Origin of the sequence: Ruminiclostridium cellobioparum DSM 1351 = ATCC 15832 (assembly GCF_000621505.1) — a bacterium.
Classification (GTDB): domain Bacteria; phylum Bacillota; class Clostridia; order Acetivibrionales; family DSM-1351; genus Ruminiclostridium; species Ruminiclostridium cellobioparum.
This window is the reverse complement of sequence record NZ_JHYD01000024.1, coordinates 67,586-90,109: the sequence shown is the minus strand read 5'-3', so window position 1 is coordinate 90,109 and position 22,524 is coordinate 67,586. Positions and strand designations below refer to the sequence as shown.

The 22,524-nt window shown below is 43.2% G+C and carries 17 protein-coding genes; 5 read left to right on the top strand and 12 right to left on the bottom strand.

Annotation, left to right across the window (positions count from 1 at the left end; all coding sequences use genetic code 11):
• The first annotated feature begins 58 nt into the window (after positions 1-58).
• The 5 genes from T344_RS0109715 to T344_RS0109695 all read left to right on the top strand — a co-directional run bounded on the left by T344_RS0109715 (position 59) and on the right by T344_RS0109695 (position 7,127).
• Positions 59-1,261 carry an aspartate aminotransferase family protein gene (locus T344_RS0109715; RefSeq protein WP_027628536.1) on the top strand — a complete coding sequence of 401 codons (1,203 nt, stop codon included), beginning with the start codon at positions 59-61 and terminating at the stop codon, positions 1,259-1,261.
• 46 nt (positions 1,262-1,307) lie between these two features.
• Positions 1,308-2,366 (top strand): glutamine-hydrolyzing carbamoyl-phosphate synthase small subunit, encoded by a 1,059-nt coding sequence (gene carA, locus T344_RS0109710; protein ID WP_027628535.1) that lies wholly within the window; start codon positions 1,308-1,310, stop codon positions 2,364-2,366.
• 83 nt (positions 2,367-2,449) lie between these two features.
• Positions 2,450-5,662, top strand: coding sequence for a carbamoyl-phosphate synthase (glutamine-hydrolyzing) large subunit (carB, locus tag T344_RS0109705; protein WP_027628534.1), 3,213 nt, complete (start codon positions 2,450-2,452; stop codon positions 5,660-5,662).
• A 47-nt stretch (positions 5,663-5,709) separates the two neighbouring features.
• The gene (argF, locus tag T344_RS0109700; protein ID WP_027628533.1) at positions 5,710-6,630 is read left to right on the top strand and encodes an ornithine carbamoyltransferase; all 921 of its coding nucleotides are present in this window, start codon (positions 5,710-5,712) and stop codon (positions 6,628-6,630) included.
• A 23-nt stretch (positions 6,631-6,653) separates the two neighbouring features.
• Complete coding sequence (locus T344_RS0109695; protein WP_027628532.1) at positions 6,654-7,127, top strand: GNAT family N-acetyltransferase; 474 nt, start codon at positions 6,654-6,656, stop codon at positions 7,125-7,127.
• A 53-nt stretch (positions 7,128-7,180) separates the two neighbouring features.
• Here the strand turns inward: T344_RS0109695 and T344_RS0109690 are convergent, their stop codons facing one another.
• From T344_RS0109690 to T344_RS27960, 12 genes are all read right to left on the bottom strand, one after another.
• Positions 7,181-7,573: a response regulator gene (locus T344_RS0109690; RefSeq protein ID WP_027628531.1), complete on the bottom strand. Its 393-nt coding sequence runs from the start codon at positions 7,571-7,573 to the stop codon at positions 7,181-7,183.
• A 15-nt stretch (positions 7,574-7,588) separates the two neighbouring features.
• Positions 7,589-10,645 carry a PAS domain-containing hybrid sensor histidine kinase/response regulator gene (locus tag T344_RS29690; RefSeq protein ID WP_051571736.1) on the bottom strand — a complete coding sequence of 1,019 codons (3,057 nt, stop codon included), beginning with the start codon at positions 10,643-10,645 and terminating at the stop codon, positions 7,589-7,591.
• Positions 10,646-10,670: 25 nt separating this feature from the next.
• A complete protein-coding gene (locus T344_RS0109680; protein WP_027628530.1) occupies positions 10,671-11,141 on the bottom strand; it encodes a chemotaxis protein CheD in 471 nt (156 codons plus the stop codon).
• A gap of 8 nt (positions 11,142-11,149) precedes the next feature.
• The gene (locus tag T344_RS0109675; protein WP_027628529.1) at positions 11,150-12,166 is read right to left on the bottom strand and encodes a protein-glutamate methylesterase/protein-glutamine glutaminase; all 1,017 of its coding nucleotides are present in this window, start codon (positions 12,164-12,166) and stop codon (positions 11,150-11,152) included.
• Between the two features lie 14 nt (positions 12,167-12,180).
• On the bottom strand, positions 12,181-12,996 hold the full coding sequence (locus T344_RS0109670) for a CheR family methyltransferase (protein WP_027628528.1): 816 nt from the start codon (positions 12,994-12,996) through the stop codon (positions 12,181-12,183).
• 100 nt (positions 12,997-13,096) lie between these two features.
• Entirely contained in the window at positions 13,097-14,824 is a 1,728-nt protein-coding gene (locus tag T344_RS0109665) for a methyl-accepting chemotaxis protein (RefSeq protein ID WP_027628527.1), read from the bottom strand.
• A 16-nt stretch (positions 14,825-14,840) separates the two neighbouring features.
• Positions 14,841-15,347, bottom strand: coding sequence for a chemotaxis protein CheW (locus T344_RS0109660; RefSeq protein ID WP_004627575.1), 507 nt, complete (start codon positions 15,345-15,347; stop codon positions 14,841-14,843).
• 33 nt (positions 15,348-15,380) lie between these two features.
• Positions 15,381-17,444, bottom strand: a complete 2,064-nt coding sequence (locus T344_RS0109655; protein ID WP_027628526.1) for a chemotaxis protein CheA — start codon at positions 17,442-17,444, stop codon at positions 15,381-15,383.
• 111 nt (positions 17,445-17,555) lie between these two features.
• Positions 17,556-17,918: a response regulator gene (locus tag T344_RS0109650; protein ID WP_004627532.1), complete on the bottom strand. Its 363-nt coding sequence runs from the start codon at positions 17,916-17,918 to the stop codon at positions 17,556-17,558.
• Positions 17,919-18,185: 267 nt separating this feature from the next.
• Positions 18,186-18,347, bottom strand: coding sequence for an aspartyl-phosphate phosphatase Spo0E family protein (locus tag T344_RS30315; RefSeq protein WP_084331172.1), 162 nt, complete (start codon positions 18,345-18,347; stop codon positions 18,186-18,188).
• An 11-nt stretch (positions 18,348-18,358) separates the two neighbouring features.
• On the bottom strand, positions 18,359-20,386 hold the full coding sequence (locus T344_RS0109640; RefSeq protein ID WP_027628525.1) for a methyl-accepting chemotaxis protein: 2,028 nt from the start codon (positions 20,384-20,386) through the stop codon (positions 18,359-18,361).
• Positions 20,383-22,443 (bottom strand): putative bifunctional diguanylate cyclase/phosphodiesterase, encoded by a 2,061-nt coding sequence (locus T344_RS27960; RefSeq protein ID WP_051571735.1) that lies wholly within the window; start codon positions 22,441-22,443, stop codon positions 20,383-20,385. Before T344_RS27960 ends, T344_RS0109640 begins: the two co-directional genes overlap by 4 nt.
• Positions 22,444-22,524 lie beyond the last annotated feature (81 nt).

The window sequence follows — 22,524 nt, the reverse complement described above, 5'->3', positions numbered from 1 at the left end:
TATTATTATTTTGTGGCCGTGCTGCGGCTCAAAGCCATAAATGGCTTAGGAGGTTAATATGTTGGTCAAGGATATACAGGAATACGATAGTCAATATTTTATGAATACATTTGGAAAAAGAACTCCTGTTGCTTTCGAAAGAGGTCAGGGTATAAGCCTCTGGAGCACAGACGGTGAAAAATATACAGATTTTTTCTCAGGAATAGCCGTCAATTCCATCGGGTATTCTCACCCCACTTTTGTTGAAATGGTATCGGAACAACTATCAAAGCTCATACATTGCTCAAACCTTTATTACATAGAATCACAGGCCATGCTGGCCAGGTCGCTGTGCGAAAATTCCTGTGCAGACAGGATATTCTTTGCAAACAGCGGGGCTGAAGCCAACGAAGGAGCAATCAAACTGGCCAGGATCTACTTTAAAAAACTTGGAATGCCTGAAAAATATGAGATCATCACTTTTGAGAAATCCTTTCACGGCAGGACAATAACCACTTTGAGTGCTACCGGGCAGGATAAATATGCAAAACCTTTCGAACCCCTTACCCAGGGTTTCAGAAAAGTGCCCATGAATGATTTCAATGCTCTGAAGGCAGCTGTAAACGTAAATACATGTGCAGTCATGCTGGAACCTGTTCAGGGTGAAAGCGGCGTATATCCCTGTGACGCCCAATACCTTGCAAAGGTGAAAGAGCTTTGCAGGGAAAAAAACCTCCTGCTCATATTTGACGAGGTACAGACGGGCATGGGAAGAACGGGCAAACTGTTCGGATATCAAAAATATGATATTGAGCCCGACATATTCACACTGGCAAAAGCTCTCGGTGGAGGTATTCCAATCGGGGCGGTCTGTGCAAAGGAAAACGTAGCACAAGCCTTCGCGCCCGGTGATCATGGCTCAACCTTTGGAGGCAATCCACTGGCTTGTACTGCCGGTCTTGCAGTTATGAAAATAATGAAGGAAGAAAAGCTCCCCGAAAATGCGCAAAAGCTCGGGGAATACATAAAAGAAAAGCTTCAGGTTCTGTCGTCCGGCTCCTGTCCGCTCATTTCGGAAATCAGAGCCTCGGGTTTAATGATAGCAATTGAATTAAACCGGCCTGTAGCTCCGTTTGTAAAAAATAAAATGTTTGAGAAGAAATATCTTATAGCCAGCATAGGCGATAAAATACTTAGAATACTCCCGCCATTGATAATTACCGAGCAGGATGCGGATAATTTTATTTCTGTCCTAGAAGAGACCATAAAGGAAGTAGCTTAGTACACAGCGCTATTTTGAACATCTTACCCAGTTTGGAGGCAAATATATGAAAGCAGTTTTGTTGTTGGAAGATGGTACTTATTTTTCGGGAGAAGGCTTTGGAAAAAGCGGTGAAACTGCCGGGGAAATAGTTTTCAATACAAGTATGACAGGATACCAGGAGATTGCTACGGATCCTTCCTATAACGGACAGATTGTAACCATGACCTACCCGCTGATAGGAAACTATGGTTTCAACACGTCGGATAATGAATCCTACAAACCTCATGTACAGGGCTTCATAGTCAAGGAGCTCTGTTCCACGCCCAGCAACTGGAGATATACCATCGATCCCGAACAATATTTTGCAAAGCATAATATCGTCGGTATAAAAAGTATTGATACCAGAGCATTGACACAGCACATCAGAAAACATGGCAGCATGTTTGGAATAATCTCCACCGAATGCGGAAATCTTGATATCCTGAGCAAAAATCTTCAGGCTTACAAGGCAATACCAAGAAACCTTGTTATGGAGGTCACCTCCAAAACTCCACTCCATATTCCCGGAAAGGGAAAAAGGGTTGCTCTCCTGGATTTCGGAGTAAAGAGCAATATCGTACGTTCACTTGAGAAAAGAAACTGTGACATACATATACTTCCCGCCTTCAGTTCCTATGAGGAAATAATGGCCTGCAGCCCGGACGGAATACTGCTGTCAAACGGCCCTGGGGACCCACGGGAGCTCACAGCCGCCAAAAAGACCATTCAGAAACTCCTGGGAGTAAAGCCAATGTTGGGAATATGTCTCGGACACCAGCTGCTGGGACTGTCCCTGGACTGCAGCGTAACAAAGCTGAAATTCGGACATCACGGCGGAAACCATCCGGTCAAGGACAACATCACAGGAAGATGCTACATTACGTCACAAAACCACAACTATGCTATTGATAACAGCTCCAATGATGATATCGTTATCACTCATACCAACGTAAATGATAATACCATTGAGGGTTTCAGACATAAGCGGCTGCCCATTATCAGCGTGCAGTACCATCCCGAAGCGGCGCCCGGTCCTCAGGATTCAGCTTATATATTCGATGACTTTGTAAATATGATGGCATAATTTAATATGAAGTAAAATTTTTATCAATATTTTTTTGGCCGCTGTTGCGGCTTAAAGTCATAACACGGCTCACGGAGGTCAATATGTCAAAAAATTCAGATATAAAAAAGGTGTTGGTAATAGGTTCAGGCCCCATTATCATAGGCCAGGCCGCAGAGTTTGACTACTCGGGCACACAGGCCTGCAAGTCTCTCAGAGAAGAAGGTATCGAGGTTGTCCTCATAAATAGTAATCCTGCTACAATAATGACCGATACGCAATCGGCAGACAAAGTTTATATTGAACCCATAACCCTTGAATTTGTAAAAAAAATTATCTATAAGGAAAAACCCGACGGAATACTGGCCTCCCTTGGAGGCCAGACAGGTCTTAACATGGCTGTCCAGCTTGCGGAGGACGGAATTCTGGACGAGATGAACATACAGCTTCTGGGCACTTCCCTCTCCTCAATAAAAAAAGCCGAGGACAGGGAACTCTTCAAGGAGACCATGCAGGAAATAGATGAAAAGGTCGCCCACAGCAAAATTGTCACCAATATGCAGGACGCGGTGGCCTTTGCCCAAGAAATAGGCTTTCCCATAATCATCAGGCCTGCCTATACGCTGGGCGGTTCGGGCGGCGGTATTGCCACCAATATGGAAGAATTCAGATATATATGCGGCAAAGGCCTCAAGCTCAGCATGATCAGTCAGGTCCTTCTGGAGCAGAGTGTTGCGGGCTGGAAGGAAATTGAGTACGAGGTCATGCGTGACAGCAACGACAACTGCATAATCATATGTAATATGGAAAATTTTGATCCGGTCGGAGTTCACACCGGGGACAGTATTGTCGTCGCCCCCAGCCAGACTCTCTCGGATATTGAGTACCAGATGCTCAGGACGGCATCCATAAAAATAATCAGGGCTCTTGACATCAAGGGCGGCTGCAACATACAGTTTGCATTGAACCCTGTCAGCTATGAATATGTCGTTATAGAAGTAAACCCGAGAGTCAGCCGGTCAAGTGCCCTTGCCTCAAAAGCAACGGGCTATCCCATTGCCCGTGTTACCGCAAAGATTGCCATCGGTATGACTCTTGACGAGATAAAGAACTCTGTAACAAAGAATACCAGCGCCTGCTTCGAGCCGTCACTGGACTATGTTGTCACCAAAGTCCCCCGCTGGCCCTTCGACAAGTTTGCAAATGCCGACAGAAGCCTTGGGACCCAGATGAAGGCAACCGGAGAAGTCATGGCCATAGGCCGCACCTTTGAGGAATCCCTGCTCAAGGCAATAGATTCACTTGACATTAAATTCAATTATCAGCTGGGCCTGAGCCTGTTTGACAACAAGAGCCGCGAAGAGCTGCTGGAGTATGTGGAACACCCCAGCGACCAGCGTATATTTGCAATTTGCAAGGCTCTTCAAAAAGGTGTTTCAGCCGGTGAAATAGTCAGAATAACCAAAATAGATGACTTCTTTATCAGAAAGCTCAAAAAAATAGTCAGACTCGGTGAGGAGATAACCAATGCCGGAATTGCATGGCTGGATTATGACCTTTACTCAAGAGCAAAGAAAATAGGCTTTGGGGATTCCTACATCGCAAACCTTACCAACGAGCCTCTGGAAAAAATACTGGAATTGAGAGAAAAGTATCCTATCAATCCGGTTTACAAAATAGTAGATACCTGTGCCGGAGAGTTTGAAGCCGTTACTCCTTATTATTACTCCACTTACGAGGAAAAGGACGATATTGAGGTTACCGAAGGAGACAAGGTTCTGGTCATAGGCTCAGGCCCTATCAGGATCGGTCAGGGTATTGAGTTTGACTACTGCAGCGTGCATTCTGTGGAAACCTTAAAAGAACTTGGAATAGAATCCATTATTATAAATAATAACCCCGAGACGGTAAGCACCGACTTTGATACCTCGGATAAGCTCTATTTCGAACCTCTTACAAAGGAATGTGTCCTGGACATCATTCAAAAGGAGAAGCCCCTGGGAGTCATAGTACAGTTTGGAGGCCAGACGGCTATAAACCTTGCTGAAACCCTCCACTCGGAAGGCGTTAAAATACTGGGTACTTCGGTTCAGAGCATAGATATCGCCGAAGACAGGGATAAATTCCTCAAGCTGCTGGAGGAGCTGGATATTCCCATCCCCGAAGGAAAAACAGCTTTTTCCTTCGAGCAGGCCAGGCACATTGCCAATGAAATAGGTTATCCGGTCCTTGTAAGACCTTCCTATGTCCTCGGCGGACGTGCAATGGAAATCGTGTATGACGATAAGACTCTTCAGGAGTACATACAGATGGCTTCCGATATTTCAACGGCCCACCCCATACTTATTGACAAATACATTACCGGAAGGGAAATGGAAGTTGACGGAATATGCGATGGAAATGAAGTTCTGATACCCGGCATCATGGAGCATATCGAGCGGGCCGGCGTTCACTCCGGAGACAGCATTGCGGTATATCCTCCGAGAAATCTTTCCAGGAAGGCCAAAACCACTATCGAAGACTATACAATCCGTCTTTCAAAGGCATTAAAGGTGGTAGGCCTGTTTAACATACAGTTTGTCATGGACAGCAGCGAAAAGGTTTATGTCATTGAAGTAAATCCGCGTGCCAGCAGGACTGTTCCCATAATGAGCAAAATCACCGGAATACCCATGGTCAGTGTGGCAACCCGGCTTATTATGGGTAAAACCCTATCTGAACTGGGCTACAAAAACGGTCTTGCAAAGGAGACCGAGTTCTACGCCGTAAAGGCACCTGTATTTTCTTTTGCCAAGCTGACCACCGTTGATACTTTCCTTGGGCCTGAGATGAAGTCCACAGGTGAAGTCATGGGAGTGGACAGGGATTATTATAATGCCCTGTACAAGGCAATTGCTGCTTCGGGCATAAAAATTCCTTCGGGCGGAAATGTACTGCTTTCTGTTGCAGACAGGGATAAGGAAGAGAGCATAGCTATTGCAAACAAGCTTCTGACATTGGGCTTCAGGCTGTCTGCCACACCGGGCACTTACGAAATACTGAGCTCTGCGGCTCTGCCGGTGGAGCTGCTGGAGGACGGATATGTACTGGACAGCATCAAGGAAGATAAAATAACTCTGGTTATAAATACTCCGACCAGAGGCAAAATACCTGAAAGAAAAGGCTTTATTCTCAGAAGAACAGCAATGGAATACAATATTCCATGTATAACTTCACTGGACACGACAAATGCCGTTTTAAGCATTCTGGAACGCCTGATCTCCGACAATAAGGCCGAGGTGTACTCTCTGGACGAGTATTCGGTTTACAGGGGTTAGGTGTGACCGGAAGACAATGAACACTTTTTTATATTATGGAGGTAATTATGGAGCATTTATTGAGTTTGAACGATTTAAGCACTGAAGAAATTCAGGATTTGCTAAAGCTGGCTGAAAAGCTAAAAAAACAGAACATGGAGGGTGTTCAGCATCATCTTTTAAAAGGCAGAACCCTGGGTATGATCTTTTCGAAGTCCTCCACAAGAACCAGGGTTTCCTTCGAGGTTGGAATGTACCAGCTGGGCGGTTATCCATTGTTTCTGAGTTCAAATGACATACAGCTTGGCAGGGGTGAAACCATATACGATACCGCCAATGTACTGTCAAGATATATAGACGGAATAATGATAAGAACCTTTAAGCAGAGTGATGTGGAAGATCTTGCAAGATTCGGGACCATTCCCGTTATCAATGGCCTTACCGATGAGATGCATCCCTGTCAGATTTTAGCCGACCTGTTAACCGTATATGAGCATAAGGGAAAGCTTGAAGGCCTGAAGCTTGCCTACATCGGAGACGGTAACAACGTAGCCCACTCCCTTCTGCACGGCTGTGCAAAAACAGGTATGGACATAGCTGTTGCATCTCCAAAAGGCTATGAATGCACCGGAATCTATGTGGAAGAAGCCAAAGCGGCTGCAAAAACCACCGGCTCTGAAATTCTGATGACCCAGGACCCCGTTGAGGCTATTGCAAATGCCGATGTAATTTACGCCGACACCTGGATCAGTATGGGTCAGGAGGATCAAAAAGAGGAAAAACTAAAAATATTCATGCCTTACCAGATAAATTCCCGGTTGTTCTCCAAAGCAAAAGAGGATGCCATTTTCCTGCATTGCCTGCCGGCATACAGAGGTTATGAGGTTACGGAAGAAATCATCGACGGACCTCAGTCTGTAATTTTTGATGAAGCCGAGAACAGGCTGCACGCCCAGAAGGCAGTTCTTGCAACCTTGTTGGGCAAATAGCCTCACCGAAAAGGGGGTAATACATGAATTATTCATTTATAATAAGAAAAGCCACCCTGGAGGATGCGCCAGCCATAGCTGTCATTATGCAGGAGGCTTTTAAAAAATATATGCTTGATACCGGCTTGTCCGGTACTATGGATGCATTGACCGAAAGCCTGGAAAACATAGAAGCCGACATTCTTGAAAAAGAGGTTTACATCGCTTTGATTGACGGTAATCCGGTAGGTACCATCAGAATAAAGATTTTGCCCGACAATACCGCCTATATAAGCAGATTCGGCGTCATGCTGGATTACCACAACATAGGAATAGGTAAATCTCTTATGAATCTGGCTGACAAAATTCTGAAAACCAGTGGCGTTAAGAAGGTCAGCCTCCATACCGCATCAAAATACCGTGATCTCATCCGGTTCTACTATGGCCGGGGCTTCTATATTGATTCCACTTCAACCGACAGGGGATATATACGGGCACTTCTGGTTAAAGAGTTCTAAAGCCGAAGTGCCGTTAACCGGTCTGAGCTCTGAAATTACCCTCCTGATACTGCTTAAATAAGCCCCAGCTTTTCCATGACTTCTACAAGTTTTTCAGTATCAAGAGGTTTTGAGGCAAAGCCCTCACACCCCAGTTCAAAAGCCTTCTGCACCATTTCGGTACCGTTGAGGGCAGTTGTCATTATTACCTTTGATCTGTCCCGAACGGGAATTCCCTTTTGTGTTTCCAGTTCCCTGATGGTTTTGAGAACCTTGATACCGTCAACCTTTGGCATCATAATATCCAGACATATAAGACTGTACGGGACATTTTCCTTTAATGAATATAAAAAAGTATCCAGTGCCTCCATGCCGTCAACCACAACATCACACTCACCGAAACGGGATAAAAACTTTTGAAGAAACCTTCTGCTGACCAGATCATCCTCAACAATTAAAATTCGCATATCCCCACTCCTTTTCTAATTTATATATATATTTTTTAGTGTCTTAAGCTCCTTATGAAAGTTAACGTAGCTATAAAGAACATCTTTAATATTGTTGCGCCGTACTGCAAGCTCAATCTGAAATGCAAGGCTTTTCAATTCCTCCGCCCCCATTTTATTGCAGAGATTCTTTATATCATGAGCAAATTTCCCCACCAGCTCCAGGTCCTTTCCATCCAGACACACTATCAGGCCGGACAGGGCATTTTCTATTTCGGCAAAAATCTCCTCATCAAATTCCTTCAGACCTGTGTTCTCTTCACTTATCAGTATTATATTTCCATCCTCGTCTATCCGGATGCCCTTAACCTCCGTTTTGTCCTGTTTATTGACAGCAGCAGCCTCTATGACCTGATATAGTTCCTTCATTGTAAAAGGTTTGGGAATATATTCGTCCATACCCAGCCCCAGGAACCTCTCCCGGTCTCCCTGCAGCGCATGGGCCGTAAGAGCTATTACGGGAGTATGCTTCCGGGCGCCTTCCCTCTCCCTTATTGTCTTTACAGCCTCAACCCCATCTATTTCAGGCATGTGGATATCCATAAGTATCAAATCGTAATTTTTCTTTTTATGGAATTCAAGTGCCTCAAGTCCGTTGCGTGCAACATCCACGCTCCAGCCCCTCTCACTGAGCATTCTCTTAATGACCGTCTTATTTACATTATCATCCTCAGCCAGCAGTATTTTGAGACTGTCAGAGATTCTGCCGGAGACAGGTTCATTGGGCTGGGCGGCAGCAGCCTCCTTTCCTTTCAGGAATCTGACGGTAAAATAAAAAGTGCTGCCCTTCCCTTTTTCACTTTCAATCCAGATCCGGCCTCCCAGCATTTCTACAAGCTGCCTGGAAATTGCAAGTCCCAGTCCGGTTCCTCCAAACTTTCTGCTGATGGAACCATCAACCTGGCTAAAGGTTTTGAAAAGTTTCTCTTTCTCTTCATCACCTATGCCTATTCCAGTATCTGAAACTGAAAACTTCAACTCAACCAAGTCCTTTTCTATCAGGCTTTTCCTTACAACTATATTAACTTCTCCATGTTCGGTAAACTTGATGGCATTTCCTATCAGATTGTTCAGAATTTGTTTGAGCCTGTTGGGATCGCCCTTAAGGAACTGAGGGATTCCGGAGTAAAAAGAATAATTGAATTCAAGTCCCTTCTTATCGGCAAGGGGCGATTGGGATTTGAATATTTCCTCTATCAATTTCTTTATATCAAAATTGACATTGTCAATAAATAATTTTCCTGCTTCCATTTTGGAGAAATCCAGGATGTCATTTATTATTTTCAAAAGTGAATTGGCGCAGCTTTTTGCCGTACTCAGATTGTCCCTCTGTTCAGGGTCCAGGTCTGTAAGCAGGGTCAGATCAATCATTCCTACAACTCCATTCAGCGGAGTCCGTATTTCATGACTCATATTGGCAAGGAATTCGCTTTTGGACTTATTTGCCTTTTCCGCTTCCTCCTTTGCCCTTTTCAGTTCAATTTCAGACTTTTTCTCTTCATCTATATCGGTTACCACCACCGCAATATGTTCTTTCTGTGGACTGTATACCGCCATGGAATACCACTTTTCAAGTACATGGGAATATATTTCATTCAGATAAATACTTTTTCCTTCGTTAATGACCTTATCAAACAGCCCTTCTTCAAAATCTACCAATCCCTCCGGAAAAATGTCCGAATAGAGTTTACCTGCGATTTTTTGAGCTTCCAGCCCAAACATCTTTTCATAGGCTTCATTTACCATCAGAAATTCCAAATCTGTTATATTGCCCTGTTTATCGGTAATGGCCCTGTGATAGGCAAACCCCCTGTGCAGGTTCATGAATAAAAACCTGTATCTCTCTTCACTTTCCAGCAGCAGAGTCTCGGTAATTTTTTTGTCATTTACATCAAGCCCCATCCCTATATAGCCGTCCCGGTTCCCGTTCATATCATAAAAAGGCTTTATGATAATATTTATCCACCTGTAATGGCCGTTTACATGCTTTATCCTCAATTCAATGTTATTCAGCCCGGGATTGTCAATTTCCCTGTTAAACTTGTCAGCCAGCCTTTCTCTCTCGTCCGGGTGGACATATTCCAGCAATCCTTCCTCCATGATCTGCTGTTCACTCTTTCCCAAAAACTCCGACAACGTATGGCCTACGTAGACATTTCTGCCCTTCTCGTCGGTCTTCCATATCATGGCAGGAAAGTTTTCCATCATCTTCAAGCTGAAATTATTAGCCTGAATAAGCTGCTGCTCCCGTTCCTTACTCTCGGTGACATCGTTTAATACAAGCAGTACATATCTCTCTCCCGAAATATGTACTGGTACAAAGAAAAAGCTGTACCAGCTGCTTTTCTGTATGCCATCAATCATCAATGTTTGCTTGTTTACCAGATCCTTGCTCGGTATGCCGGTTTCAAAAACTTTTGTTATACGCTGCCTTATCTCACATAAGCCGCAATCCATGCCTTTGCCGCAGCCGTTTTCCCTGCTGCCTATACAGCATATCCCGTCACCGTAGCACAGCCCCAGTACTTCCCTGTCGGTCAGGCCAAGCATTTTCAGAAAAGCATTATTCACCTGCTTGATTACTCTTTTATTGTCCATAATCAGCATTCCCACAGGAGAATGGTTAAAGGTCATTTCGAGATTATTTCTCTCCTCGATCAGCTGTTCCTCCATTTTTTTAATCCTGGTTATGTCGCGGAAAACAACCACCACCCCGTCAATATTGTTGTTACCGTCCTTTATGGGAGAACAGCTTGCCGATACTATAAATCTCTCGCCGCTTTTGGATATGAGGGCGGAATTGTTTTTCAGTCCTGCAATGGCATTGGAACGCATGACCTCATCGATGGGACTTTCCAGGGGTTTACCGCTCTTGATATCTATTAATGAAAATACCTCCCGGAAATCAGCTCCCAGGGCTTCCTTCTCTGTCCAACCGGTAAGCAGGAAGGCTGTATGGTTTATATAATCTATTTTGCCCTGTTTATTTGTAGCAATCACTCCATCACCTATATTGTCCAGTACCGCTGACATCCTGTTTTTCAGCTCCCTCACCTCCTCATATTCCTATGGGCTGAGTGGAAATGGTGACCTCTCCTGTTCCAAGGTCCATTTCGACAGTCCTGCTTACCTTGCCGCCAATATGGGCATTTTGTATTCTAAGATTTAAATTGTCCAGAGTTCCGATTACAGCCTCGATATTCCTTCTTCCAATATGGAATATGTCTTTATCACTGATTGAATCCGCTCCTCCGAAAATCTGAATTTGCAGTTCACCTTTCAAACAGCCGTATCTCATACAAAATTTTTCTATCATCAACGGAATTCCCGTTGTTGCATAATATCCCGGTCTGAAGAAGCCGTCCTCAAAGGTTTTGGGTTCGGGCAGCGCCACATGGATCATTGCCCCCACCCTTCTTATGGGGCTGTATGCCGTCACCGCTACGCAGGACGCAAGGGCATAAGTCTTTAACGCATTAATCCCGCTGTCCGATACGGCATATTCCCCGATTCCTATTACCAGTTGCATTTTATCACCTACTTCAACATTGCCAATAAAACCTGCGGTATATTCTCCAGGGAGGTCTGCTTCTCCACAGCACCAATATCGAAGGCAACTTTGGGCATTCCATATACTATGGAGGACTGTTCATCCTGACCGATGGTCCTGGCTCCCCTCCTCCTCATGGCAAGCAGTCCCCGGGCTCCGTCATAGCCCATTCCGGTGAGCATGATCCCTATTGCGGAGCTTCCGGCCTCTCTGGCGACAGATTCAAACAGAACATCCACTGAGGGACAATGCCCGTTGACTTTTTCCCCCTCAAATGTTTCAATTCTTATCCTATCCCCAATTTTTTTAATTTTCATATGCCGGTCACCTGGAGCTATCAATACTTTCCCCGGCTCCAGCCAGTCACCAGTCCGGGCCTCCTTCACATTCAACAGGGTTTGATTGTTCAATCTCTGGGCAAACATGTTGGAAAAAACGGGGGGAATGTGCTGGACTATGAGAATTCCCGGCATCTCGGCCGGCAATGCTTTCAACAGCTTGTATATTGCCTCGGTTCCCCCTGTTGACGCACCGATGGCTATTATTTTATTTGTGTTTATTTTGCCCGCTGAGGAATTAACTGTGTCTGCCGTATTGCTCCTGCTGATTTTTGCATTGGCGGCAATTTTTATTTTTGATATGATATCCAACAAAAATTTTTCTACGCTTTTTGACGATTGAACTTCCGGTTTGGTTACAAAATCAACAGCACCTGCATTCATTGCGTCAAATACCGCTTCGCTTACGGTGCTGATTACAATCACCGGCAGCGGATGCTGGGGCAGCAGCCTTCGTATGAATTCAATCCCGTTCATTTTGGGCATTTCAACATCGCAGGTCATTACATCGGGTTCAAACTGAAGTATCTTGTCTCTTGCATCGAAGGGATCGGCGGCCCTGGCAACCACTTCAATGGAGGGATCGGTTTCAATCCCTCTGGCTATTACCTCTCTGAAAAGCAAACTGTCATCTACCACCAATACTTTTATCCTTTTGCCGTTCATATGACCTCTCCTCATTATTCCTTCCTGTAAATTGATGGCAATACATACTTGAATCTTGTCGTTTCCCTGTTCAGGGATTCCGAATGCCCTATAAACAGGTATCCCCCATATTCCAGATGATCATAGAATTTTTCCACAAGCCTGTTCTTGGTCCCATTGTCAAAATAAATCATCACATTGCGGCAGAAGATAGTATGCAGCTTTTTTCTGAAAGGGAATACGCTGTCCATAAGATTTAACTTTCTGTATATTACTTCATTTCTGATTTTATCTGTCAGAATGGAATTTTCATTATCATAAGCTTTAAAATAATTCCTTTTCCAGCCGGCAGGCAGGGGTTCAATTCTTTCATTGCTGTAAATTCCCCTGACGGCCGTATCCAAAACCTGTTCCGATATATCTGTGGCAAGTATCTTTGTATCCCACCACATTTTTGCCTTTCCAAAAAACTCATCCATAAGCATGGCCAGGGTATAGGCTTCTTCTCCTGTGGAACATGCCGCACACCAGATGCGGAGATCTTTTTCCCCAACTGTTTCCGACAGGTAAGGCAGTACCTTGTCCCTGAAATAGTAAAAGTGGCTGGCTTCTCTCATAAAAAAGGTATGATTGGTTGTAATCCTGTCTACAAGCGTAGTTACCGCATTTCCGGTTCTGTCCGAAACAAGGTGGCTGTAATATTCGGTAAAACTTGAGAACCCCGCCTGCTGCAATACATTATGAAGTCTTCCCGATACCAGCGTCATCTTTTCTTCTTTAAGCCTTATCCCGTAGTTTTCCTTGATATAGTCGGATAACTGTTGAAATTCCTTTTTAGTTATTTCTACCACGTTATCACCCGCAATTCATTGTTGTTTTATAATTTCGGGAGTGGTTTTTACTCTGCCACTCCCGAAATTTTTGCCTTGCATAACTCTTGAAATATCTCTATTAATACTTACCAAACTCCCTGTCACTTAAAACAATCTTTTTGGGAGCCGCGGGAGCACTCTCTTTATGTGCCTCACTGAAATTTGCCAAACTCCTGCCGGTATTCATCTGATCCAGCAGTCTTAATATGTCGGGGTTTATTTCGTCCCCTCCCTTATAGGTATGGACTGCATTCTGAGATCTTCTCAGCCTGAATCTCGACACCTGTTCTTTCAGCAATTCAGCCTGGCTGGAAAGCTCTTCACTGGCAGCGGCACTTTCCTCAGAGGTAGCCGAGTTTGTCTGAACAACCTCCGAAACCTGCATAATACCCTGGTTGACCTGGGCAATCCCAGACGCCTGCTCGTTTGATGCCACAGCTATATTGCTTACCAGATTGGCTACCTTTGTCACATCTTCAACAATCTTATTAAGGGCCTCCGCTGTCTGATTTGCAATTTTTGTACCGCCTTCAACCTTTTTAATGGAGCCCTCTATCATATCTGTAGTTTCCTTGGCAGCATTTGCCGACCTGGCTGCAAGGTTACGCACTTCTTCGGCCACCACGGCAAAACCCATTCCGTGCTGACCTGCCCTTGCTGCTTCAACAGCGGCATTAAGGGCAAGTATATTGGTTTGAAAGGCAATGTCATCAATAACCTTGATTATTTTGGATATGCTGCCGGAGGATTCGTTTATTTCCTCCATGGCATTGAGCATTTCTTTCATCTGGTCATTTCCCTGGACGGCATTGCCCTTTGCCGTTATTGCCAGGGAATTTGCCTGATTTGCATTATCTGCATTCATCCTGGTTTGAGATGCGATCTCCTCAAGGGATGCGGTAAGTTCTTCAACCGAACTTGCCTGTTCGGTGGCCCCCTGTGACAGGGCCATGCTGGAATCGGATACCTGCCTTGAACCTGAAGCAACCTGTTCTGCCGCAATATTGATATTTGACATCACATCATTCAGATTATCCGTCATTTTTGTAAATGCCGCTGCCAATATGCCCACTTCGTCATTTGTATTTACATCTATACTTACATCCAGATTTCCATCGGCTATCTGATTTGCAGAGACAACCAGCTTGTTGAGAGGCTTGCTTATAATCCCCGCAATTGCCAAACCAAGTCCGATTGACAGTACTATGCCGGCCAGAATAATTGCCATCATGAGTATGGACTGGCTCTGATAATCTGCAGTGTTTTGGTTTGATTTGCTGAGAGCGTTTTCAGAATTATATTCGACAAGTTTATTGATGGTGTTTTCAACTTCCACCCTGGCATTTGTAAACTCAGGCATTCTTCTTATGGCTTCATCATATTTTTCCGATTTTACCAGCTCCAGGTGTTCGGAACGTATTGACCTGTATGCTGCCAGATCGGACTTGAGCTGCCCGAATAAGTCTTTGTTGGTTTTATCGTTGCCAATGGTTTTTTCATATTCGGTCAATATGCTGTCGGTATCACTTGAGTAACTGTTTATTTCTTCAAATCTCTCCTGGAATTTTGAAGCATCCCTGTCATATACCATCAGTAAGTAATCGGATCTTATTATAAGCATTGACCTCTGGATTTTTGCCAGACTTGTAGCGGGAACAAAATTGTTGTAATACATATCGTCTCCCCGCTTGTTTATGGTATTCATATTATTTATGCCCAGCAATCCCACGACACCTGTAAATATGGTCAGTATAATGAAACAGACAATTAATTTTACCCTTATTTTCAAATTTCCGAACCATTTCATAAAAAAGTTCCTCCCTTTATATGTTTAGTAGATTTTCGGTGTCTTCATCATTCAAAAGCCTGTTGCAGTCCAGTAAGAGTATCACATCGCTGTGAACCTTACCGATACCTTTTACGTATTTGTTTCCGCCCTTGCCCACTTCAGGCGGCGCTACGATTTCAGTATCCGGGATGGCAATAACCTCCGAAACGCTGTCAACAATCAATCCTATTGATAAATCATCAATGTCGATTACAATAACACAGGTCCTGTCATTGTACTCCCTGAAATTCTTTTTGAACCTGAGTCTTACATCCATTACAGGAATGATTTTTCCCCGCAGATTAATGATTCCTTTGATATAATCCGGGAGTTCAGGAACCTGTGTTACAGGCTGAATACCGATTATCTCCGTAACATGGGTTATTTCAATACCATAGGCTTCTTTATCAAGATTAAATGTGAGGAATCTTCCCTTCTGGGTGTCTTCCTCTCTTTCATCAGTTTCCTTTCCCATTAATTCCCTGTCCAGGTTTTCTGACATATATAAACTCCTTTCTGCTTAATTTAGGCAAAACTATATATTCACAAGTCCACCGATATCCAGGATCAGGCTGATGCTGCCGTCCCCCAGCAAGGTGCAACCGGTAAGTCCTTTTACCTTTCTTTTTGCCTTGATATATTTCGGAAGTGACTTTACCACTACCTGCTGCCCCAGAAGCTCATCGGCAAATACGCACAGGGTTTTGTTCTCATGCTCAACCATTATCAAAATTCCGTCAATAAACCGGGTAATTCCGGTTTTGACCTTATACAGCTGATGAAGCCGTAAAATCGGATAGCACCTTCCCCTCACCATGATCATTTCATTTCCGTCCGGGTCTTTTATAAGATCATTTGCATTGGGTCTGAAGGATTCTTTTATAGCTTTTGTGGGTATGGTATAACGGGAGCTGCCCACCTGTATGTTCATCCCGTCAATAATGGCCAGGGTCAGAGGAATTTTCAGTGCTATTACCGATCCTTTTCCTTCTTCACTGTCCACAGAGACTGAGCCTCCCACCGATTCTATATTTCTTACCACAACATCCATACCAACGCCTCTGCCGCTGAACTCGGTTACCTTTTCCTTTGTGGAAAAACCAGGCAGAAATATAAGATTGTATATTTCGCTGTCAGACATTTCATTTGCCGGTTTATACAGTAGTCCGTTTTGGGCGGCCTTTTCGAGGATTTTTTGTTTATTGAGCCCCTTGCCGTCGTCCTTGACCAGAATTACAACATCACTGCCGGAATTCTTTGCTTCCAGGGTGATCTTACCGGCCGGCGGCTTGCCGGCTGCCTCCCTGTCGGCTGCTGATCCTATCCCGTGGTCGATTGAGTTCCTGACAAGATGCATCAACGGATCGGAAATATGCTCAATTATATTTTTATCCACTTCTGTTTCTTCACCTATGAGCTCAAGACTTATTTCCTTATCAAGCTTTTTGCACATGTCCCTTACGACCCTGTGCATCTTCTGGAAGGTCATGGCCAGGGGAACCATTCTTATGGACATCACCATATCCTGGATATCACTGGTAACCTTGTGCAACTGGCCTGCCGCCTTCATGAAATTATCCAGTTGAAGTCCATTCAAATCAGGGTTTTGTGTGACCATAGCCTCCGAAATCACCATCTCTCCCACAAGGTCCATGAGCTTGTCAAGTTTTGTAATACTGACACTTATGATACTTTGACCGGCGCCTGTGGTCATTTCCTTTTCGGCAGTTTCGGCACTGTAGGAATTTACTCTGGGAACCACGACAGGATTTTCTTCAGCCTTAACTGTTTTTGCTGTTAGGAATCCCTTTAATTCAGTATCATCTTCAAGCCGGACAAGCTCCAATTCTCTAAGAAATACCGTCTGATTAAAGAAAGCATCCAATTCCTTATAATTTTTTTGGGTTTTGAAGTAGACCTTAAAGCCCTGTTCCCTGATGACATTTACGCTCTCGTCATTATCAATGATATCCTCGGGGTAAAAATAGACTTCGTCTGAAAATTCCCTGATATTATGAATAACAGTAAAAGCTCTGATATTCTCCATCTCACAGCCGGCTTCAAAGAACAGAACCGCTTTAAACGCGTTTGTATTAATATTTATGTCACTTTTGTTGGGGGTAATATAGTACCGGGGCTGTTCGGCCAACTCCTGCTTCTCTTTTGCCTCTGAACCGTTATAAGGGTTTTTGAGTTTTATCTGACTTAAAAAAGCTTTTATGGCTTCTATTATTTCAGAAGGGTTGCCGTCTGCCTTTTCTCCATCCACAATTTTTTGAAGTTCAACCTTTATAAAGTCAACTCCTGATAAAATATGATCTGAAAGAAGCGTATAATCAATATTTTCAGGCTTTTGCTCTCTCAGGTAATAAAAAAGATCCTCAATTGAATGGGCAAGGACCGATATATTATTAAAAAGCATCATTGCTGATGAGCCCTTGATTGTATGCATGATTCTAAATATTTCATTTATTGATGTCTGGGAATAACAGTTGGATTTCTCCGAATCGAGAATGCACATTTCCAACTGTTCTATGTTCTGAGTCGTTTCAAATATGTACATATCAAGCATTGGTTCACCGGAAAACTGACCTGCCAAGGGACCGCCTCCTTTAAAGCCAGTACAATATTCCGTATATTCAGGGTGCATCCTCCGAAAATCCACTCCAAATTATGCACCCAATATGCAGAATATTGTACTGGCTAATTTTTACATATTGGCTATCTTATTTAATGTCTGTATTAAATGCTCTTCTTTGAAAGGTTTTACAATAAAGGTCTTTGCACCGCTGATAATGGCTTCTTTGACCCTGGCCTCCTGTCCCATGGCGGATAATATTACTATTTTTGCCTTCTGATCCAGTTCCAAAATAGATTTCAATGCCTGTATTCCATCCAGCTCGGGCATGGTAATATCCATTGTAACAACATCGGGTTTGAGTTTTGTATAAAGCTTTATGGCTTCATATCCGTTTTCGGCTTCACCTGCCACTTCAAATCCATTGCTCTCCAGCATTGTTTTTAATGATAGTCTCATAAATGATGCATCGTCTACAATAAGTACTTTCTTCAAAATCTGTCACTCTCCTTATGCCTTTATAGTTACATTTGAATGCTGCATTACCGCTCGCTCCCAGGCTGTACATTGCATGGACTGCATTTGTACAGGAAAGGATATTTTCATAAAAAGTTAACAAAATACTCTTAATATGATTACAGATTTCTTATAATATTACAATATTTTCTTACAAATTTCATCATAATTATATGATTTTTAACATTTTATGTCAACGTATGACAGGCAAGTATTTAACACCCCGATTGCATTGTGTATACACGGTTATTTATTTGTTTCCAGAGTGCCCTGCTTCTCATTCAATAGATAGTCCAGGATCAAATTATCCATCTCTCTGCTGAGTTCCAATACTTCGCTGCTGTCACAGTCATAAACTTCAACCATATCATTAAGCTTTTTTCGTAACTTCTCTATCTCGGTAATCATATATTCAACTCCTATATCTTAAACCGCTCAACAAGAGACATTAACTCTCTGGCTCCCTGTGAATTCTGATCTGCAAGCCTTGTTTCCTGAATTGTTTTTTCAACTATGTCGTTTGTTTTCTCAGCAATATCCTGTACGCCCTTGGCACTTTCATTGATGGTGGCGGCCACTTCATTCATTGCCGTGGATATGCTTGAAACTGCAGTGTCAAGCTGATTTGCAGCAAGTTCAAATTCCGACATAAGGTTATTGATATATTCCGCATCACTGTTGTATTGCTCACTCACCTCTGTCAGCTTTTCATAATCCGCCAGAACATTTTTATCAACAAAGGTGAGTATGGCTTCTGAATTCTCCTTCATATGGCCTACTGAAGAGTAGACATTTTTTACAATTCCCTGAATACCGGCCGCTGTTTTTGAGGATTCCTCGGCCAATTTTCTTATTTCATCGGCCACAACCGCAAAACCCTTTCCTGCCTCTCCGGCCCTTGCAGCCTCAATTGCCGCATTCAAAGCCAGAAGATTTGTCTGAGCCGTAATTGAGAGTATGGTCTCGGCCAATAAACTTATCTGGGTAATTGTGTTTGATTCCTGTATGGCATTTTCCATTTTGGTTTTAACATTTTCATAGATTTCCCTGGCATTTTTTGCAGACTCCATTGCATCCAGTCTCAGGGTATTCGCTCTTTCTGTTATCTGTCCGGATTTTTCCGCTCCGTCTTTGACCCTTTGAGCGATTGCACCGACACTGGAATCAATTTCTCCGGTTGTAGCCGTTATTTCTTCTGAGGAGGCTGCCGTTTGCTCCATCCCTGCCGACAATTGCTCCGTTGTTGCAGAATTGTCATGGGCATTTTCCTGAATGTTGTTTGACAGGTTTTCCATCTTCTCGGCATTTTCCATTACAACCTGTGATACGTCGTGGAGCTTTCCGGCCATTTCCCTCAGCACCTGGCGGGTTGTGAATGTGGCCTTTGCGATAATTCCTGTCTCATCCCTGTTCTTGATAAGATATTCATATTTATCATCATATTTTAAATCCAGATCTGCGGTTTTATTTATAAGCCGGGTAAGTTTTATGATTGGGTTGGATATCCTGGTGGCTATCAAAAACCCTGAGAGCAGAGACAATAACACCAAAATCCCGCCTGCGGCAAGTATATAATATATCATGCTGTTTACAGGTGCCATTATGTCACCAATATCACCTGTTACAATGACAGTCCATTTGGTCTCGCTTATCACCCTGTAGGCGGCCTGTTTCAATTTTCCCTTATAATTGTATTGAACTACATCCGGCTCTACCGTCTCTCCTTTCTTTATTCTTTGCACAACGGCATTTATCTGTTCATTCTCAACCGGTTTGCCGATTTTTTCCTTGTCGGGATGATACAGCATATTTCCCATTTCATCCACCAGATATGAATAGCTTGAATCAGTATCAAGTATACGGGTATCGGTTAAATACCTTACCATGCTGTCGGTATTCACAGCTGCTGCTGCAAAACCTGCAAGCTGCCCATCAACCTTTACCGGATAAACAAAAACCACTATATATGCACCTGTTGACTTGGATTTAAGATTTTCACTGATTACAGGCTGACCGGAAGTCAATGCATTTTTTGTGTAATTTCTGTCATTAATGTCTGTCCCAAGCAGTTTTGAATCACTGTCGGCACAAATAATCCCCCGTGTATTAACAATAAAAATGTGTTCAATATTTCCTGCATCTTTAACCATCTGTTGAAGTTTCAAACCAAAATCCGCCTGTATATCAGTGAATACTTCACCATTTTTTGATTTTGCAAGTATCTCTTTGACTTCCTCCTGATCGGCCACCAACTGAATATTCCGTTTTTCCTTATCAATCATTGAACGGATGATGGTTGCATCCTGCTGGTTTATTTCTGTCATGGAAGACCGTGTAATATCACTGATAGTACCCGTGGACTTTAACAGAGCTATAGTCCCCATAATCGCTATTGTCAACAGCATCATTGTAATCATTGCAATAGACAATTTAACCCTTAATTTCATAGATTTGAAACCTCCTGAAAAGCAATTTTATTCTGTTCCTCGATCTTTTTCGTGATATCTGCTTCCTGCATGGGTTTGCCCACGAGGTAGCCCTGTATTTTGTGGCATTTATGTTTGATAAGGTAATCCATTTGCTCCTGTGTCTCGACACCTTCAGCCACCACGCACAAGTCCATGGACCGCCCTATTTTTACAATCAGGTCTGTAAGAGATTTATCATTGCCGGTATTTGATATTGTATCTATAAAGGACTTGTCCACTTTTAAAGTTGTTATTGGCAGGTTCTTCAGATAATTCAGGGAGGAGTATCCCTTCCCGAAGTCATCCAGCGCGATGTTGATCCCCCTTGCACGCAGCAATTTAAGCTTTCCTGCAATTACCTCGTATGATTCCATCAATATGGACTCGGTTATTTCAAGCTCGATCTGTTTGGGATTCAACCCAAAAGAGTCTATGATATCCATGACCATATGGGCAAAATCGTCCTGCAGCAGTTGGAGCATGGATATGTTTACCGCAATATTAAAGCCATTGTAGCCCGCTTTCTCAAGCTTGCACAGAAATCTGCAGGCTTCCCTGAGCACCCACTCTCCAATCGGTATTATCAAATGTGTTGCCTCGGCAATACCGATAAACTTCATTGGAGGCACAGAGCCCAGTTCAGGATTTTTCCAGCGCATCAGCGCCTCAAAGCCTGAAATCGCGCTGCGTTTTATATCCAGCTGCGGTTGATAGTGTAATTCAAATTCATTATTGTCCAGGGCATTTCTAAGATGTTTCTCTATTGTCATTCTTTCAGTTATTTCTTCGTTCATGGGAGTATTAAAAAAAACTATCCTGTTTCTGCCCCCCTCCTTTGCTTTGTATACTGCAATATCAGCACTCTTAAGTAATTCATCGGTTTCATTTCCGTGTTCGGGATAGGTGGATACGCCAATGCTGATGGTGGTATAGGTATTTAAGTCACCGACCACAAAGCAGGGCTTGAATGCCTTAAGAATATTGACAGCTATTCTTTCCAGATTTTCTTTTTTATAATATTTTTCAACCAGGATTAAAAATTCATCTCCGCCGATCCTGTATACTGTTGAATTTGAAATCTCGTTTCCCAAAAGTCTGTCACTTATCTGCATCAGCAGGAGATCTCCAAATCTATGCCCCATTGTGTCATTTACATACTTGAAATTGTCTATATCTATATAAATCAAGGCAAACTTTTTATCTCTGCTTTCGTTAATAAGAGAATTCAATTTTTCATTCAGTGCAAATCTGTTTTTTAAGCCCGTAAGCTGATCATGATATGCCTGGTGGTGCAGCCTGTGTTCATATTCCTTCAACTCCGTTATATCGGTATAAGAGCCGGCCATGTGGCAAAACTCCCCTTTTGCATTAAAGTAGGCTCTCCCCCTTGCATAAATCCAAATATACTTTCCGTCCTTCCTCCTGAAACGGTATTCACAATTGAAATAAGGAGTTTTACAGCTCTTGTGGATCAGCATCCTGTCTCTGACCAAAGCCCTGTCTTCCGGATGGATAAAGCTCTCCCAGCCCCCCTCCGCCTCCTCAATGTCGGATATGCTGTAACCCGTAATCTGATACCATCTGTCGGAGAAAGTAGTTACACCGTTCACTTCCTGCCAAATGGCATCATTTGTCGCTTCAGATATAAATCTGTACCGTTCTTCACTTTCCTGGATCTTCTTTTGATCAATCAGTATTTGCTGGTACTGCTCTTCCAGCTCCTTTTGTGACTCTGCCAGCTGCCGGTTTGCCTTTTCAAGCTTTATGTTGGCATCTGAGAAATCATTACAGCTTTGCTTTAAATCAGCCTCTGTTTCCTTTATTTGATTTATGGATTTGTTTATAAGAAAATATATCAGTAAACCTGAAATAACAACATACAAACAACCCTTGATTAAACTGAAAACGGTTACCAATTCCAAATCTTTTACCAGAAAGTTCAGTACCTTATCAGATAAAAGTATCCATGCAGCCCCTATCAACAAATAAATAGCCGTAATTTTTAATGTAATTTTATCCGGTTTGCCAGAAAACAACCTTCTCCCCCCATCCTGATATTACTATGGAAGCCCTTGCTCCAGCGGTCCGTCACATCTAAAACGCATATTGTCCGGTGA

Excerpts from the sequence above, each read along its gene's own strand:
- T344_RS0109715 (WP_027628536.1), top strand. The coding sequence starts at position 59 with ATGTTGGTCAAGGATATACAGGAATACGATAGTCAATATTTTATGAAT.
- carA (WP_027628535.1), top strand. The coding sequence starts at position 1,308 with ATGAAAGCAGTTTTGTTGTTGGAAGATGGTACTTATTTTTCGGGAGAA.
- carB (WP_027628534.1), top strand. The coding sequence starts at position 2,450 with ATGTCAAAAAATTCAGATATAAAAAAGGTGTTGGTAATAGGTTCAGGC.
- argF (WP_027628533.1), top strand. The coding sequence starts at position 5,710 with ATGGAGCATTTATTGAGTTTGAACGATTTAAGCACTGAAGAAATTCAG.
- T344_RS0109695 (WP_027628532.1), top strand. The coding sequence starts at position 6,654 with ATGAATTATTCATTTATAATAAGAAAAGCCACCCTGGAGGATGCGCCA.
- T344_RS0109690 (WP_027628531.1), bottom strand. The coding sequence starts at position 7,573 with ATGCGAATTTTAATTGTTGAGGATGATCTGGTCAGCAGAAGGTTTCTT.
- T344_RS29690 (WP_051571736.1), bottom strand. The coding sequence starts at position 10,645 with ATGTCAGCGGTACTGGACAATATAGGTGATGGAGTGATTGCTACAAAT.
- T344_RS0109680 (WP_027628530.1), bottom strand. The coding sequence starts at position 11,141 with ATGCAACTGGTAATAGGAATCGGGGAATATGCCGTATCGGACAGCGGG.
- T344_RS0109675 (WP_027628529.1), bottom strand. The coding sequence starts at position 12,166 with ATGAACGGCAAAAGGATAAAAGTATTGGTGGTAGATGACAGTTTGCTT.
- T344_RS0109665 (WP_027628527.1), bottom strand. The coding sequence starts at position 14,824 with ATGAAATGGTTCGGAAATTTGAAAATAAGGGTAAAATTAATTGTCTGT.
- T344_RS0109660 (WP_004627575.1), bottom strand. The coding sequence starts at position 15,347 with ATGTCAGAAAACCTGGACAGGGAATTAATGGGAAAGGAAACTGATGAA.
- T344_RS30315 (WP_084331172.1), bottom strand. The coding sequence starts at position 18,347 with ATGATTACCGAGATAGAGAAGTTACGAAAAAAGCTTAATGATATGGTT.
- T344_RS0109640 (WP_027628525.1), bottom strand. The coding sequence starts at position 20,386 with ATGAAATTAAGGGTTAAATTGTCTATTGCAATGATTACAATGATGCTG.